Source organism: Zobellella aerophila (assembly GCF_039539325.1).
Taxonomy (GTDB): domain Bacteria; phylum Pseudomonadota; class Gammaproteobacteria; order Enterobacterales; family Aeromonadaceae; genus Oceanimonas; species Oceanimonas aerophila.
In genome coordinates this window covers 245,746-260,641 of the sequence record NZ_BAABCX010000002.1, presented here as the reverse complement: position 1 = coordinate 260,641, position 14,896 = coordinate 245,746, and the positions used below count along the sequence as shown (strand labels likewise).

General features: G+C 56.5%; 16 protein-coding genes, 1 tRNA gene and 1 pseudogene. 9 read left to right on the top strand and 9 right to left on the bottom strand.

Translation table 11 applies throughout. From position 1 onward, the window contains the following. Positions 1–53: 53 nt before the first annotated feature. On the bottom strand, positions 54–824 hold the full coding sequence (gloB, locus tag ABD806_RS08845) for a hydroxyacylglutathione hydrolase (protein WP_344957000.1): 771 nt from the start codon (positions 822–824) through the stop codon (positions 54–56). A 47-nt stretch (positions 825–871) separates the two neighbouring features. Here gloB and ABD806_RS08840 point away from each other — a divergent pair, with 47 nt between their 5' ends. Beyond that, positions 872–1,588 (top strand): class I SAM-dependent methyltransferase, encoded by a 717-nt coding sequence (locus ABD806_RS08840; protein WP_344956998.1) that lies wholly within the window; start codon positions 872–874, stop codon positions 1,586–1,588. On the opposite strand, the gene rnhA is transcribed toward ABD806_RS08840, so the two are convergent. Beyond that, positions 1,576–2,037 (bottom strand): ribonuclease HI, encoded by a 462-nt coding sequence (gene rnhA, locus ABD806_RS08835; RefSeq protein ID WP_344956996.1) that lies wholly within the window; start codon positions 2,035–2,037, stop codon positions 1,576–1,578. The two genes, ABD806_RS08840 and rnhA, sit on opposite strands and share 13 nt — an antisense overlap. Positions 2,038–2,186: 149 nt before the next feature. Here rnhA and dnaQ point away from each other — a divergent pair, with 149 nt between their 5' ends. Beyond that, positions 2,187–2,924 carry a DNA polymerase III subunit epsilon gene (gene dnaQ / locus ABD806_RS08830; protein WP_344956994.1) on the top strand — a complete coding sequence of 246 codons (738 nt, stop codon included), beginning with the start codon at positions 2,187–2,189 and terminating at the stop codon, positions 2,922–2,924. Between the two features lie 126 nt (positions 2,925–3,050). Beyond that, positions 3,051–3,127: transfer RNA gene (locus tag ABD806_RS08825), tRNA-Asp, on the top strand. Between the two features lie 435 nt (positions 3,128–3,562). Here the strand turns inward: ABD806_RS08825 and ABD806_RS08820 are convergent. Both ABD806_RS08820 and ABD806_RS08815 read right to left on the bottom strand, forming a co-directional pair. After that, positions 3,563–3,865, bottom strand: coding sequence for a hypothetical protein (locus ABD806_RS08820; RefSeq protein WP_344956993.1), 303 nt, complete (start codon positions 3,863–3,865; stop codon positions 3,563–3,565). 174 nt (positions 3,866–4,039) lie between these two features. Further along, entirely contained in the window at positions 4,040–4,324 is a 285-nt protein-coding gene (locus ABD806_RS08815; RefSeq protein WP_344956992.1) for a hypothetical protein, read from the bottom strand. A gap of 101 nt (positions 4,325–4,425) precedes the next feature. Between ABD806_RS08815 and ABD806_RS08810 the strand changes: the two genes are divergently transcribed. Continuing rightward, positions 4,426–4,605: a transposase gene (locus ABD806_RS08810; RefSeq protein WP_344956991.1), complete on the top strand. Its 180-nt coding sequence runs from the start codon at positions 4,426–4,428 to the stop codon at positions 4,603–4,605. A 348-nt stretch (positions 4,606–4,953) separates the two neighbouring features. Continuing rightward, a complete protein-coding gene (locus ABD806_RS08805) occupies positions 4,954–5,979 on the top strand; it encodes an RICIN domain-containing protein (protein WP_344956990.1) in 1,026 nt (341 codons plus the stop codon). A gap of 18 nt (positions 5,980–5,997) precedes the next feature. On the opposite strand, the pseudogene ABD806_RS08800 reads toward ABD806_RS08805, so the two are convergent. From ABD806_RS08800 to ABD806_RS08780, 5 genes and pseudogenes are all read right to left on the bottom strand, one after another. Continuing rightward, a pseudogene (locus ABD806_RS08800) lies at positions 5,998–6,920 on the bottom strand (IS3 family transposase). 686 nt (positions 6,921–7,606) lie between these two features. After that, the gene (locus ABD806_RS08795) at positions 7,607–8,533 is read right to left on the bottom strand and encodes a LysR family transcriptional regulator (protein ID WP_344956989.1); all 927 of its coding nucleotides are present in this window, start codon (positions 8,531–8,533) and stop codon (positions 7,607–7,609) included. Positions 8,534–8,595: 62 nt separating this feature from the next. Then, entirely contained in the window at positions 8,596–9,441 is an 846-nt protein-coding gene (yghU, locus tag ABD806_RS08790) for a glutathione-dependent disulfide-bond oxidoreductase (protein ID WP_344956987.1), read from the bottom strand. Positions 9,442–9,458: 17 nt separating this feature from the next. Beyond that, the gene (locus tag ABD806_RS08785) at positions 9,459–10,133 is read right to left on the bottom strand and encodes an NAD(P)H-dependent oxidoreductase (protein WP_344956985.1); all 675 of its coding nucleotides are present in this window, start codon (positions 10,131–10,133) and stop codon (positions 9,459–9,461) included. A gap of 157 nt (positions 10,134–10,290) precedes the next feature. Beyond that, a complete protein-coding gene (locus ABD806_RS08780; protein ID WP_344956983.1) occupies positions 10,291–10,794 on the bottom strand; it encodes a LysR substrate-binding domain-containing protein in 504 nt (167 codons plus the stop codon). A gap of 157 nt (positions 10,795–10,951) precedes the next feature. Here ABD806_RS08780 and ABD806_RS08775 point away from each other — a divergent pair, with 157 nt between their 5' ends. From ABD806_RS08775 to arsH, 4 genes are all read left to right on the top strand, one after another. Continuing rightward, a complete protein-coding gene (locus tag ABD806_RS08775; RefSeq protein WP_344956981.1) occupies positions 10,952–12,034 on the top strand; it encodes an alkene reductase in 1,083 nt (360 codons plus the stop codon). Between the two features lie 69 nt (positions 12,035–12,103). Further along, complete coding sequence (locus ABD806_RS08770; RefSeq protein WP_344956980.1) at positions 12,104–12,415, top strand: putative quinol monooxygenase; 312 nt, start codon at positions 12,104–12,106, stop codon at positions 12,413–12,415. 959 nt (positions 12,416–13,374) lie between these two features. After that, the gene (locus tag ABD806_RS08765; protein ID WP_344956978.1) at positions 13,375–14,169 is read left to right on the top strand and encodes a metalloregulator ArsR/SmtB family transcription factor; all 795 of its coding nucleotides are present in this window, start codon (positions 13,375–13,377) and stop codon (positions 14,167–14,169) included. Beyond that, positions 14,159–14,887, top strand: a complete 729-nt coding sequence (arsH, locus tag ABD806_RS08760) for an arsenical resistance protein ArsH (protein WP_425583091.1) — start codon at positions 14,159–14,161, stop codon at positions 14,885–14,887. Before ABD806_RS08765 ends, arsH begins: the two co-directional genes overlap by 11 nt. Positions 14,888–14,896: the final 9 nt, after the last annotated feature.

Below are 14,896 nucleotides of genomic sequence, written 5' to 3'. Positions count from 1 at the left end.
TTCTCAAAAAATGGCGGCCAGTTTATGCGTTGTACGCAATTTAATCAAGTTTGCTAAAAAGCATCCTTCCAGCGCCTAAGTGCAGCGAACACCTGATAGTCTTCATTTAACTCCAACATGGCATGGTGCTGGGCTGCGGCCCTGACCGCGGGAATATGGGGCCTGAGGAACACATTGACGGCCTTTTCCCGGGCGATACTGCTGGGTAAGGTGGGGATACCCTGCTGGCGCAGCTTGGCGACTTTTTTCAGATAATCCTGCAGTTCGGGATTATGTGGCTCGACGGCATGGCAAAATGCCAGGTTCGCCTGAGTATACTCATGGGTACAGTACACCTGGGTGGCGTTGGGCAGGGCGGCCAGGCGGGAAAGCGAAGCATGCATTTGCTCGGGCGTGCCCTCGAACAGGCGGCCACAACCACCGGAAAACAGGGTATCGCCGCAAAACAGCAACTCCTCGCCATAATAGGCGATATGTCCCAGGGTATGGCCGGGAACCGCCAGTACCTGCAGGGTCAGGTCCAGGGCATCGAGGGTGACCCGGTCGCCATCCTGCAGGGCGAGGGCGCCGGCGGCGGGCAGTCGTTCGGCGGCGGGAGCATAGACCTTGGCCCGGGGCCACTGTGCCAACAACCGGTCGATGCCGCCGGTGTGATCCCGATGATGATGGGTGATCAGGATTGCCGCCAGCTCCAGGTTGCGTTCGGCCAGGATAGTCAGTACCGGAGCCGCATCGCCCGGATCGACAACTGCCGCCTGATTATCTTTGCTTATCAGCCAGATATAGTTATCGTTAAAAGCAGGGATCGGGCAAATTTGACGCATCACTCTGTCCTAGTTGTCATGTCTATTGTTAGCTTAACAGAGGTACCATGAGATCAACCAGCCAACCGACAGCGCCGCTGGCCTGGCAGTCTTTGCCCAGGGGCGGCTATATTGCCGATCAGCTGCAGCAGCGGCTGGATGCCTGGTCGTCCCGGTTGTTTGGTTTTACCTTGTTGAAGATAGACCCGCTCAGCGCGGCCCTGTCATTGGAGCAGAGTCGGCTGCGCCAGGGGGTGGTCATGGCCCAGTTCCCCTTCGACGGCATGGATCTGCAGGCGGATGCCACCGCCATGCCATTTGCCGCCGGCAGCCTGGATGCCTGTTTACTGGCCCATGTGCTGGATTACAGCGCCCATCCCCATGCCATCTTGCGTCAAACCGAGCTGGCCCTGCGCGACGATGGCTGGTTGATCCTGACCGGCTTCAACCCCTACAGCCTGGCGGGCGTGTCCTGCCTGCTGCCGGGCATCCAGCGGCGGCTGCCGCGTTGGCGACAGATGCTCAACCCCAACCGGCTGGAAGACTGGCTGAAATTATTGGGATTCGAGGTGCTCGAACGGGACTATTTCGGTTTTTCGGCCCTGGGCTATATGCCCAGGCTGGCCTATTGGCGGCAACAGTTATGTCCCAATTACTGCCCTTCACTGGCTTCCGTGTATATTTTCCTGGCCCGCAAGCGGCGTTTCCCACTGACGCTGATCCGCGAAATGCAGCCGGTCAAACATGCCCTGTCTCAGCCGGGGATGGCCCGTCAGCTGAAATAGCCGCTGTCCTCATGGGTGGCCTGGTGGGTGGCCGCTTCCCGGGCCAGCAGGTCACAGCGCTCGTTTTCCGGATGGCCCGAGTGGCCCTTGACCCAGTGCCAGTTCACCTGGTGCTTTTGGCAGAGGGCATCCAGCTGCTGCCACAAATCGGCATTCTTGACTGGTTGCCTGGCCGAGGTCTTCCAGTTGTTGCGTTTCCAGCCGTGGATCCACTGGGTAATGCCCTGACGTACATACTGGCTGTCGGTGGTCAGTTCCACGGTGCAGGGGCTGGTCAGGGTCGCCAAGCCCTTAATGGCGGCCATCATCTCCATGCGATTGTTGGTGGTCAAGATAAAACCCTGGCTGAGTTCCTTGCGATGCTGGTTGTAGACCAGCACGGCGCCGTAGCCGCCGGGACCGGGATTGCCCAGGCAGGAGCCGTCTGTATAGAGCTGAACCTTTTTCATAAAAATGCAGGTGTCCGAGAATAAACGGCAAGTCTGCCATAGGGGTGCCCGGCAGACCAGCCGCCGGCGGGACGCTTTGGCGACATCCGCCTTTATTCCTGCGACCGTGGCCGGATATACTGTGTCGCGCGTAGAACGGAGGAAAACCCATGACTCAGGCCAACCAGAGCCGTCAGATCGTACTCGATACCGAAACCACGGGTATGAACATGGATACCGGCCCCCATTATCTGGGCCACAGGGTGATCGAAATCGGCGCCGTCGAGGTGATCAACCGACGGCTGACCGGCCGCCATTTCCATGTCTATCTCAAACCCGATCGCAAGGTCGATGAAGAGGCGATCCAGGTGCACGGCATTACCGACGAGTTCCTCGCCGATAAACCGCCCTTTGCCGACAAGGTCGCCGAATTTCTCGAGTTTATCAGCGGCGCCGAGCTGGTGGCCCATAACGCGCCCTTCGACGTCGGTTTCCTCGATTATGAAATGCAGCTGCTGGGCCGCCCCGAGCGGATGGCCACCCTCTGCAAGGTGACCGATACCCTGGCGATGGCGCGCAAGATATACCCGGGCAAGCGCAATAACCTGGATGTATTGTGCGAGCGCTACGGCATAGACAACAGCCACCGTTCGCTGCACGGCGCCTTGCTGGATGCCGAGATCCTGGCCGATGTCTATCTGCTGATGACAGGTGGCCAGACCAAGCTGAACCTGAGTAGCGACAGCCAGCAGCAGGATGGCGCGAATGCCGGCGGCCTGCGTCGCCTGGCGGCGGACAGGCCCGCCCTGAAGGTGATCCGGGCCAGCGAGCCGGAGCTCAACGCCCACGAAGCCCGCCTGGATTTGGTGATGAAAAAAGGCGGCAGCTGCCTGTGGCGCGATGCATAACCCATCGTTTTTATGTGGTATTAGCCAAAAAATAACCGAACGGAGCAAAAGTGTAAGCAAGCCCCTTGACCAAGTGGCCAGCTAAATCTAATATCTGCCCCGTTTACAGCAGCAAGCGTAAGCACCGGAGCGGTAGTTCAGTTGGTTAGAATACCGGCCTGTCACGCCGGGGGTCGCGGGTTCGAGTCCCGTCCGCTCCGCCAAATTTAAAAAAACCTTAGCTAGTTGATAGCTAAGGTTTTTTTGCTTTCTTTCCTCAGTAAGGTCACTTTTCCCCAATCTGTCAAATTACCTCACGTGACCAAACCGTGACCCGAACCCGGCTTTGACCGGAGGTCAAAGTGGCTGAATGACGAGGCGTTTTTCCTGTTTACTCGACGTCCCTATGTTCTAAAGAGTGTTACTTTTTAGTTGATACATTGCTCCAGCTGAGAGCGATTCTTCCGTGAAGATTATTTACTGATATTGGCACTTTTTTTTAGCAAGCACCTGCCAGCTAAGGAGTACTGCCAGGGATCCAACTACCGAGCAAATAGGCTTAGATTTTATAAACACACTCCATGACTTGAGCACTTCGAGAAGGATTGTCCCCCCCTAGAAGGCCCAAAGTAACGAACGTGTTGTGTCCTGTTTGGGCGTTAAGAAAGGTTTAGTTCAGCTGCGGAAAACAGTGTGTCTAGTTGCGGGTTGCTGGTGATCACTTTAATTTGTTTGATGGTGGGGGCTTGGTTTATCTCCAGTCGTACGAAATGCTCTCCCCTGGCAGAAGAGTGCTTTCGTATAAGCTGAATACGGCCGAATAAGACACCGTGTTGCTCGGAAAACTCTGCAAGCCCGACAGATTTTTCAAAATTATCAGCCAGGCTTGGATCATGAGGTTCAAGGATATTGATAACAAACTCATTATCTACTTGCCGCACTATGACAAGATCGGGGAACACCGGACGGATACCACCACCTGTTTGATAAGAAATTTCCAGTGACCATGGTTTCCTATCCAGATTGCGTAACCATCCAACAACTTTGGGCTTAGCCAGCTCTTCCAGTAATACTTCTGCTTCCCAGCTCCTCAGTTCCGTACGGCATTGTCCATTAGCTTCTACAAATAGGTGGCGTTACCATAGCGTATCTGTCGGTTTACGGGTGAAGTTAATGGAGGCTGGTAAATGCCATGGCACTTCTTGGGGCTTGGCGGTTGCTAATCGCAATTTCTCGTAGCCACTCCGTTGTTGTTCATTCAGTTTGTAGATTGCTTTCTTGTGCTGATCATAGAGAGCATCGAAAGCCTTCTCTGCAAGCAACTCTAGTAAAGCTATTTCTTCGGCATCGCGAGAGAGTACTATCGCTTCTACTTTAACCTCCTGTGCGTCACGATCTTCGTTATTACGCCAGTATTCCATTTGTAGGCCATGACTAAACTGTCTGCATCCGCCTGGTGTAAAGCCTGGCTAGCTGCACCTCACGGCATAACCTCAGCAACTGACAGCAGTACAACCGGGCCTTGGTCAATCGCGGTTCACTGACCTTCTGGATGGATGAGCAGGCCATCACGCAATGGTATTGTCATGAGCACCATGGCCGCCCGAGGCGAGGTGTTCGCTACAGCGATAGCGTCCTTATGTCTTGTAGGATATGCGCTTTGCGCATCCTATGCTCTTCTCAGCGGAGCGTGGATATCTAATGTGTTTTTGGCGAAATTAATTCGATTAAACGGCAGGGGGCGTCTACTGAAGTGACTCCTTCCAGCGGCCAGTAGGTTTAGACTTAAGCGGGTAAAGATAAAAAGGAAAATAGCAAGATTAACTCGGTCAGTTACTGTGATACGTCTCACTGTATTAACTGTGCATAGATGAAATACGAGACTAGACTTTTCAGTCAACAGGCCGTTCATGGATTAGAGCAATGAGAGCCGAAGGGCGTGGATTCGTCAATATTACTGCCATCTTCACCGGTTGAGTTTCCCTTCCGTGACCTTTGACGAAAATAGTACTCCTATAAGTAAGGTTATTCACAACATAGAGGAAAATTCATGGATATATCAAAAGGTATCAGTGAGCAGAATAGTTATATCTATTACATCACCAACCAGGACAACAAGTGTATTCACCTGCATGATGGCCTAAACGCCAACGGCGCAGCGCTCACCCTGTGGGATAAGATTGATCACCCCAAGGCCCATTGGCATGTGCGCCCCAGCGGTGAGCGGGGTTACTTTCATGTGGTCAACCAGGAAACCGGGCGGGCCATCCACAACCACGGTGGCGGTAAAGAGAATAATGCCCCCTGCACCACCTGGGAGATAATCGACCAAGACAACCTAAAAATCCGATTAGAAGAAGTGGGGCCAGAACATCCGGGTTACTACTATCTTATTTTCAAGGATTCAGGAAAGTGCGTCCACAACGAAGGCGATCGCCTCAGCAACGGCAGCCCTATCACCCAGTGGGAAAAACTGCCGCAAAAAAACCTGATGTGGCGCTTCGAACCTGTGCATAAAATCGTTATTACACGTCAACCCTATGGCGCTGAGGAGCAGAGCGAACAGTCGGGAGAGTATGTGGAAATCGCCAATAACGGTGAACAAGCGGTTGATATTTCCAGCTGGTCTTTAGGCGCAGAAGGCGTCGATAAAACTACGGCCTTTCCAGCGGGCACCATAATAGAGCCGGGTCAGGTGATTCGCGTATACTTGGTCACCATTAGCCCGGACCACATTGTTCCGTCGTCAAAAAATTCATTAATGAGTGACCAAAAATCCCAAGATCCCTTCAAAGGATGGCCAGAGATCGCGATTCAAGCCTATCACGATCATCAAGAAAAATATAAAAATCATTCTCCCAGAGTGCCCTTTCTGGTGCAATTCTCCATGTCAGAACTACCCCAGACTTTTCCAGATGGCGGCAACTCCCTTAGCAGCTACATTTCCTATACCTTGGATCCCGGAGAACTCAGTGACGGCGATGGCCCCACTTTCCAACTATATCCGTATAGAAAAAGGGAAGAGAAGATGTTGCTCGCTGAGTTGTCTCATATTCTACAGAGTCTAGGGGAGTGATTAGAATAATATTAGTGGTCAACTAATCCCGGACAGTAAATTAGACTGATTCTCGACCTGGACCGGCGGCAGACCATCATTGTGATGATGAGGAGACTGCCGGTTGTAGTCGTTCATCAGGTAATCGCTGATGTCTCTTTTAGCTTCGGTCATGGACGGATAGCCGGTCGCCGGCACCCATTCCGTTTTCAGACTGCGGAACAGTCTTTCCATCGGGGAGTTGTCCCAGCAGTTGCCGCGACGACTCATACTTTTCGTGATGCGATAACGCCACAACCGTTGCCTGAACATGCGGCTGGCATATTGACAGCCCGGATCTGAGTGGAACAACAGCCCTGATGGTCTTCCCCGCTGCTCGTAAGCCATGTCCAGCGCCTTGGCAGCCAGCTCGGCATCCGGTCGATGCGAGAGAGCCCAGCCAACCACCCGACGACGGTACGGATCCATCACGGTGGCCAGATAACACCAGAGGCTGCCAGCCCAGATGTAGGCGATATCCCCGCACCAGGAGTGATTGGGTGCGGCTGGTGTGAACTCGCGATTCAGCCTGTTGGGTATGCCCGGCCGTTCAACGGTGGCCGTTTATAGGCATGGGAGCCGGGTTGTTTGCACCTCAGACCCAGCTCTTTCATCAGGCTTTTCACCCGGTAACGACCTACCCGATGGCCTTGTTCCCGCATCATCAGCATCAGCGTTCGGCTGCCGGCCGATGCCCGACTGGCGGTGAACAGCCGGTTGATGCGGGCTTCCAGTTCCTGGATCCGCTGCTGCTCTGGGGTTAGTGCCTTGCCGGCAGGTGTGGCGCTGTCCCAGCGCCTGAGGATGGTCTCCCCGATATCCAGCGAGCGGCTGGCGTCGGCGATGGAGTAGCCTTGGTCGAATACCAAGCTGGCAGCGTTCAGTTTGAATTCGGACGAGAAGGAACGACGTTTTCTGGTCATGGAACACCTCTTGTTACGGTGGTGACTGTACCACCTTAAACGGTGTCCGGGAGCATTAGACCACTACAAACGGTACGCGGTGATTTCTTGTTAGTCGAAGAGGCATCGTCTCTCAGCAGGAGCCCGTGGAGCGTTTCCCTGCTGAGTGTCGTTAGCAAAGGCTCAGGCAAGACGGAAGAATTAACCCAGCGCGGGTAGCGGGTAAATGGTGCACCACTCATATGCTGCCCGGGCGGCAGGATGCAGTTCAACACGGACTGATGGACTCACTTTTGATATCGCCGGGACGGTGTTTTCCACTCATTTGACCATGGTTTATACTGTGTGCGGCAGCCTCGTATGGATCAGATGTTGCACCTAAATAAGCAAGGTTTTTGTGACCGTGACCACGAGTTCGTCGTTAATCACCGTTAAATCTACTGAAGTGGCTGGCCAAGTCTAACCTTTTAATATCAGTAGGTTACCTTTAATGTATAAAGACGTAGATTAAGCAAAACTGACTGGCACGGCCTGTCACGCCGGGGGTCGCGGGTTCGAGTCCCGTCCGCTCCGCCAAATTTTAAAAAGCCACCTTACCGGTGGCTTTTTTCGTTTGGCTGCGCCGGACCTTCTGGCTGACGTCGGTGCCGCGCATCTCGGCATTCAAACGCGGTGCGTTTGCCGCTCCGTCACGGCCGGATGGCTCGTCACAGATTGTGGATCATTTCGTCCAGATCGACCGTCCGTTCATCGTGCACATGCTCCATCATATGGTCGATAAACAGCCGGGTTTTCGCCGGCAGGTAGTTGCGTGACGAGTAGTAGATCATCACCTGAATGGGATCGGCCTCGTAGTCACGCAGTATCCGTCGAAAGCAGCCTTGCTCAATACAGGGTTTGGCATGGCCTATGCCCACGGCCGCAATGCCTACCCCCATTTCCACGGCCTTGATGGCGGCCGACAGGCTGTTTACCGTCAGGTTGCCCTGAGGCTCACGCTGGATAAGCTCGCCATCAACCCGAAAGTTCCAGGTCTTTTTACGGCCGGTGGTGGGGGAGCGATAGGCGATGCAGTTGTGCTGCGACAGTTCGTCCGGTGTTTGGGGTTCGCCGAACTTTTCAACATAGTGGCGGCTGGCCACCAACACCGGCTGCAGCTTGTAGAAGTCGCGGGCGATCAGGCGGCTGTCCTGGTTGATCATGACCCCTATGCCCACATCCGCGCCTTCCTTGACCAGATCGCCGATGCGGTCGTCGAACCGCAGATCCAGCTCGATGTCCGGGTATTTTTCGAGAAAGGCGGGCAGCAGAGGCAGCACCACCATGCGCCCGAAGCTGTCGGGCAGGTTGATCTTTAACCGGCCGTGGGGCTGCTTTTTCTTGTCCTTGCTGCGCCGGATCTGATCTTCCAGCTGCTCAACCAGGGGCCCGGTTCTTTTGTGCAGCTCATGGCCGTCTTCGGTCAGGGTGAGCGAATGCGTGGTGCGGTGAAACAGGCGCAATTCCAGTGTTTTTTCCAGCTGGGCCACGGCCTTGCTGACGGCCGCGGAGGTCACGCCCAGGTGCCTGGCCGCGGAGGAAAAGTTACCGCTTTTAACCACCGCAAGAAAGATGTTGAGCTGGTTGGGTATCATGGCAGGCGGTGTGGTCTCCGGTTGATGAAGGCCCTGCCATCGGCAGGGCACTACGGGTGGTGTCAGTCGGGGTTGAAATCGTCCGCACTGTGCCGCTCGGCCAGCTGCTCGGATTCCTCGCCCCAGGTCCGGTTAACCCGGCGACCGCGCTGCACGGCAGGACGCGCATCGATGGCGTTGGCCCAGCGCAATACGTTGGGATAGTCGGATACCGACAGGAATTCTGCTGCATCGTATAGGCGGCCCAGTACCAGGGCGCCGTACCAGGGCCAGATGGCGATATCCGCAATGCTGTAGCTGTCGCCGGCGATAAAGGGCCGGTCGGCCAGCTGACGCTCGAGCACATCCAGCTGACGCTTGGCTTCCATGCTAAAGCGGTTTATCGGATATTCCAGCTTTTCCGGTGCATAGGCGTAAAAATGGCCAAAGCCGCCGCCCAGATAGGGGGCCGAGCCCATCTGCCAGAACAGCCAGTTCATCACCTCGGTTCTGGCGGCCCTGTCTTCGGGCAGCAGGGCGCCGAACTTTTCGGCGAGGTACAGCAGGATGGAGCCAGATTCAAACACCCGCACCGGCTGGTCGGTGCTGTTATCCACCAGCGCCGGTATCTTGGAGTTGGGGTTCACTTCCACAAAGCCGGACGAAAACTGATCCCCCTCACCGATGCGAATAAGCCAGGCGTCGTATTCGGCGCCGCTGTGGCCCAGGGCCAGCAGCTCTTCCAGCATCACCGTGACCTTGACGCCGTTGGGCGTGGCCAGGGAATACAGCTGCAGCGGGTGCTTGCCCACCGGCAGCGCCTTGTTGTGGGTAGCGCCGGCTTTGGGCCGGTTGATATGGGCAAATTCGCCGCCATTGGCTTGGTCCCAGGTCCAGACTCTGGGCGGAGTATAGGGGGTATTCATCATCACAGTCTCCTGATGGTTCAATCACAAATAGCGGGAAAAGGAATGGCTGCTTCCTGTTCGAGCCCTCGCAACCGGCGCGCATACTGCTCAAGCAAGGCTATGCGGCCATGCTCACACAGGCAGGCCGGCTGATAGGCGACGAAGGGCGCCAGTACCTGAAAGCCGGCCAGGGCAAGCATGCCCCTGTGTATGGGGTGGAGTATGTCCGACATGGTTCCGAGAGGGCCGCCGGCCAGGTACAGCGACTCTGGTCCGCCGGTGGTCAAAGACAACATGGCGCGCTTCTCCCTGAAGGGCGCTGCATCGCAAGGGTATTGGGTATCATCGTCGTGCTGGCAGGTAAACACCCGGTCGACCCAGCCTTTCATGATGGCGGGCATGCCAGACCACCACAGGGGGAACTGAAAAATCAGCAGATGGCACCATGCGAGCTTTTGCCGCTCGATGTCTATGTCTTCTGCGAAACCATCATGCCTGGCGGCATGGGCTTCTTCGTCCTGCTGCTTGAAGTACTCCGGGTTGGCGGTGGTGGTGAAGTTATGGCGGCCCGACACCGGGTTGAATGTCAGTTCGTTCAGATCGGAAATCTGCACTTCGTGCCCCTGGGCCGTCAGCACCCGGCTCGCGGTGCGCAGCATGGCGGCGTTGAAACTGGCCGGTTCCGGGTGCCAGTAGACAATCAAGATATTCATGGCGTTGTCTCCAGGTTATGGGAGCACCATAAGGCAAACGAGAGGGCTGTTTGTAGCCGCCGTTCGTTTACAATGGCTTCAACCTTTAGTTGAAAGCGTAGTGTTTGGCCGACATCGGGAAGACGCAAAGGGCTTCCCGACATCTGTGGCATGGCCATCACGCCAGCCTCAGGCGTGGGGCAATATAGTCGAGAAATGCCGTGATCCGGTTGGAAAATGCGGTGTTGCGGTGGTAAATCGCGTGCACCAGCTCCCGGTTGTTTGGTGTTGCTATCTGGTCATCCAGCACCTTGACCTGGCGGCCACTGGCCAGATTGTCACAAATCATGAAGTCGGACAACAGCGCCAGGCCCTGGCCGGTCAGGCAAAGCCGGCGTACGGTTTCGCCGCTGCTGCCGCTGAGCTGGGGAGACAGGCTCGCCGGCTCCAATAGGGGCCAGCGGTTCAAATGGGGCGCATCGGCAAAGCCGATGATCTGGTGCCGGCCGAGCGCCTCCGGCGCTGGCGGCGTGCCTTGTCTTTCCAGGTAGTCCGGCGAGGCGACGATATGCAGCGGGCTGCGCCCCAGGAAGCGGGCGTGCAGGTTGGAGTCCTGCAGGGCGCCGATGCGAATGGCCAGATCGGTCCGGCGTTCAGTCAGGTCAACCTCGACAAACGACACCAGGCCCGGGCTGCCTGAGACTGAAACTACCCGGTTTCAACTTTTACTAACAATGGTTCCAAAGCCGGAATGGCTACCCAGCCAGGGCCGGTTCTGGCGCAATACGCCCGTGCCTTTGACCAGGCAGGCCCTGCCTGTAACGATAGCGAGGATTGACATGACAGATCTCTTTACGCCGGTTCGGCTCGGCGCCGTCGCACTGAACAACCGGGTTCTGATGGCCCCCCTGACACGTATTCGTGCCGATGCCGACCATGTTCCCACTGCCCTGATCGCCGAGCATTATGCCCAGCGTGCATCCGCCGGTCTTATCATTGCCGAGGCGACCATGGTGATGGAAGGCAATTCTGCGTTCTGGCGTGAGCCGGGTATTTACTCGGATGCCCAGGTGGCCGGCTGGAAGAAGGTAACCGAGGCCGTGCATGCCCGGGACGGCAAGATTTTCCTGCAGCTCTGGCATGGCGGTCGTGCCTGTCATCCACTGTTGAACAAGGGGCGTGAGCCGGTGGCACCCAGTGCGGTGGCCATTACCAACGATGAAGTGCATACCCCGGAAGGGAAAAAGGCCTACACGGTGCCGCGTGAACTGCGCGATGACGAAATCCCGGCCATTATCGACGGCTTTAAAACCGCCGCCGAAAACGCCAAACGCGCCGGTTTTGACGGTGTGGAAGTACACGGTGCTAATGGTTACCTGCTGGATCAGTTTTTGCGCGACGGGGGCAATCAGCGCAAGGGGCCTTATGGCGGCCCGATTGAGCATCGTGCCCGGCTGCTGCTGGAAGTGCTCGATGCCGTTGTGGGCGTCTGGGGCAGTGACAGGGTCGGTGTGCGTCTGTCGCCGCTCAACAGCTTCAACAGCATGAAAGACAGCGATCCGGTCGGGCTGGTTACCTGGATGGCGCAGCGCTTGAATGGCTACAACCTGGCCTATCTGCACCTGATGCGCGGCGACGTGCTCGGTGAGCAGGAAGGCGATGTGGTGACCCCCGCCCGTGAGCATTATCAGGGCAACCTGATCCTGAACATGGGCTATGCCGGTGAGGAAGCCAATGCCACCATTCGATCCGGTCAGGCAGAGGCGATCGCCTTTGGGGTTCCCTTTATTGCCAACCCGGATCTGCCGGCTCGCCTGAAATCCGGCGCCGAACTCAATGAACCCGATCCCGCCACCTTCTATGTCCAGGGGCCAGAGGGTTACAACGATTACCCCACCCTGGAAGCGCTGGTCGAAGCCTGACAACAAGGCGGGAGCTCAGGCTCCCGCTACCATGGCGCACACTGTGATTGTGCCGAGGAGACAAGCAACGTGATTGATGTCATTGCAACCATCAGGGCAAAAGCAGGACGAAGGGACAGGGTGCTGGGCGAATTGCTGCGCATTCGGCCTGAGGTGCTGGACGAGGAAGGCTGCCATCGCTATTTCCCCCTCGAAAATGTCGCGACCGACATACCGATACAGGAAACGCTTGGTGAAGACACCCTTATCCTGCTGGAGCAATGGGCGTCGGTGGCGCACCTGGAGGCGCATCTGGCAACCGCTCACATGAAAAGCTATCAGGAGGCGGTCAGCCCCTGGGTGGAAGAGGCCGGCATTCAGGTTCTGAATGCCGGCCTGTAACCCTTGAGTTGTGCCTGCTGATCGCCAGGGCCGACGGCAAGCTCTCCCTCCGGCGGCCTTCCGTTTCGCAGGGGCGGTGCCGCACATTGCTGCGCTGGTGCCGGTCAACAGGACTGTGCCAGCGCTTCAACTTTTTGTTTAAGCCAATTTAACCAGCCACCCGCTACAGAGTTGAAGCCATCTTCCGGATACTTACGCCCCGTTGTTTTTTGGATCCGCCCCGAGCTGGATGTGATCGGAGCGCAATATCAGGGCGCGCTGGCAACCCTGACAGGGATCACGCTGCGGGAAGCGAGGGAGCGAATTTCACCATCCGGGTTGCCTGCGCTCGAATCACTGAACAGGCCGAGTCGAGATATGAATAGGGCTGATTCCCTACCTGGCCTATCTGGATGCCCAACGGGATCTGCTGACCTCCGAAGCTGGGGTCATCGATGCTCACACCCGGTTACTGGAAGCCTTCAGCGAATTGCAGCGTGCCTTTCCGGGCCATTGGATCAATTTACTGTAAGTCCGGTTATGGACAGTGCCTTGCCCGCCGTTATGGCGGGCTTTTTTATGCTTCAAACCGCCGGCGATAGGCCGGCGCTGTTTTGCGGAGGAACCCCAAAGGTTACCCATCGAGGCCCCATTCCGGAGGCCTCGTGTGCTCCATCCTGACTCACAACCACTGGCCGACCGGGCCGGCTAGTGCAGAAAGCATGACCCGAGTTCGTCTGATCCGCTTCTTTCCGTGCGGCCACAATGCTGTTTCTCGCCATCACATCGCGAGACGTTGGAGCGGGCCCGACGCCCGCAGCCGAGCTTCCCGATCTTGCCTCCTTTAGAGTGGAGGCGACTGATACAGAGGTCTTGGTTCCGGGCATATTCGAGCACCATTACATTTGAAATATCGAATATTTGATTTATTGAATATCTGTTTTTTCATATGTATTCTGTGGTCAGACATGGGGGAGCATATGATGAAAAAAGTCTTGTTTGTCTGCACGGCCAACTCGGCCCGCTCGCAGATGGCAGAGGCACTGTTGCGTCATCTTGGAGGGGACCAGTTTGAGGTATTCAGTGCCGGTACAGAGCCATCCGGAGTAGATCCCCGCACGATTGAAGCAATAAAAGGCTTTGGGCTCAACGCCGAAGGGCTGGTATCCAAGTCGGTCGAGAGCCTGGGAGAGCGGCATTTCGACTATGTCATCAGCCTGTGCGACAAGGCGCATCAGGAATGCCGGCACTGGCCTTCCAGCGGCGTGGTGATTGCCTGGGACTTTCCCGATCCCAAAACCAGCCCTGATCCCAATGCGTTTGCACGCACCATGCAGGAAATTGGCGAGCGGCTGCGGCTTTTTGTGCTGGTGAATAGCAAAAAGGTCGATTCCGAGATCAAGGCATTGCAGCCGCTGACCTTCTTCAAGTCCCTGGCCGATGAAACCCGCCTGCTCAGCCTGCTGCTGATAGAGCAGGAAGGGGAGCTGTGTGTCTGCGAATTGATGGAGGCACTGGCATTGCCACAACCCAAGATCTCCAGGCACCTGAGCCAGCTACGCAAGCATGGCCTGTTGCTGGATCGGCGTCAGGGCCAATGGGTGTTCTATCGCATTCACCCCCAGTTGAGCGACTGGATGCGCAACATGCTCAAAGAGACCCTGAAACACAGTCCACAGCTGCTGGAGCAACCCCGTGCCCGCCTGAACGAGATGAATTCCCGCCCTTCGGCAGAGGGCAATATCTGTGACGAGGAGCCTGTTAATGACCACTGACATTACTGACATAAAGGATCTGCCCAACCTTGATGGCGAGCAATTTTTGGTACCGGACCCGCACGCCCTGGGCGTGAGCGGGCCCGATCAGGCACCCAAAATTCTGTTGTTGTACGGCTCCCTGCGTCAGCGTTCCTTCAGCCGTCTGGTAACGGAAGAGGCGGCCCGCCTGCTGCAGGCGATGGGTGCCGAAACACGTACCTTCAACCCCAGTGGCCTGCCGTTGCCGGATGATGCCGACGAAACTCATCCCAAGGTGCAGGAATTGCGTGAGCTGGTGCAGTGGTGCGAGGGCATGGTGTGGTGCTCGCCGGAGCGTCACGGCGCCATGACGTCTGTCATGAAGGCCCAGATTGACTGGATTCCGCTCAGCATCGGTGCGGTGCGTCCGACCCAGGGCAAGACCCTGGCCGTGATGCAGGTTAGCGGCGGTTCCCAGAGTTTCAATGCGGTCAACCAGATGCGCATTCTGGGGCGCTGGATGCGCATGATCACCATTCCCAACCAGTCATCGGTTGCCAAGGCGTTTCTGGAGTTTGATGACAATGGCCGCATGAAGCCCTCATCCTATTACAACCGCATCGTCGATGTGATGGAGGAGCTGATGAAATTCACCTTGCTGACCCGGGGCTGCAGCGATTATCTGACGAACCGCTACTCCGAGCGGGTGGAAAGCGCCGAGCAGCTTTCCAGGCGTGTCAGTCAGCGTGCCATTTAAGGAGCCATG

Bases quoted from the DNA above. Each gene is read 5' to 3' on its own strand.
- ABD806_RS08795 (WP_344956989.1), bottom strand. From the start codon at position 8,533: ATGATACCCAACCAGCTCAACATCTTTCTTGCGGTGGTTAAAAGCGGT.
- yghU (WP_344956987.1), bottom strand. From the start codon at position 9,441: ATGATGAATACCCCCTATACTCCGCCCAGAGTCTGGACCTGGGACCAA.
- ABD806_RS08775 (WP_344956981.1), top strand. From the start codon at position 10,952: ATGACAGATCTCTTTACGCCGGTTCGGCTCGGCGCCGTCGCACTGAAC.
- ABD806_RS08815 (WP_344956992.1), bottom strand. From the start codon at position 4,324: ATGGAATACTGGCGTAATAACGAAGATCGTGACGCACAGGAGGTTAAA.
- ABD806_RS08840 (WP_344956998.1), top strand. From the start codon at position 872: ATGAGATCAACCAGCCAACCGACAGCGCCGCTGGCCTGGCAGTCTTTG.
- arsH (WP_425583091.1), top strand. From the start codon at position 14,159: ATGACCACTGACATTACTGACATAAAGGATCTGCCCAACCTTGATGGC.
- rnhA (WP_344956996.1), bottom strand. From the start codon at position 2,037: ATGAAAAAGGTTCAGCTCTATACAGACGGCTCCTGCCTGGGCAATCCC.
- dnaQ (WP_344956994.1), top strand. From the start codon at position 2,187: ATGACTCAGGCCAACCAGAGCCGTCAGATCGTACTCGATACCGAAACC.
- ABD806_RS08805 (WP_344956990.1), top strand. From the start codon at position 4,954: ATGGATATATCAAAAGGTATCAGTGAGCAGAATAGTTATATCTATTAC.
- gloB (WP_344957000.1), bottom strand. From the start codon at position 824: ATGCGTCAAATTTGCCCGATCCCTGCTTTTAACGATAACTATATCTGG.
- ABD806_RS08765 (WP_344956978.1), top strand. From the start codon at position 13,375: ATGATGAAAAAAGTCTTGTTTGTCTGCACGGCCAACTCGGCCCGCTCG.
- ABD806_RS08785 (WP_344956985.1), bottom strand. From the start codon at position 10,133: ATGAATATCTTGATTGTCTACTGGCACCCGGAACCGGCCAGTTTCAAC.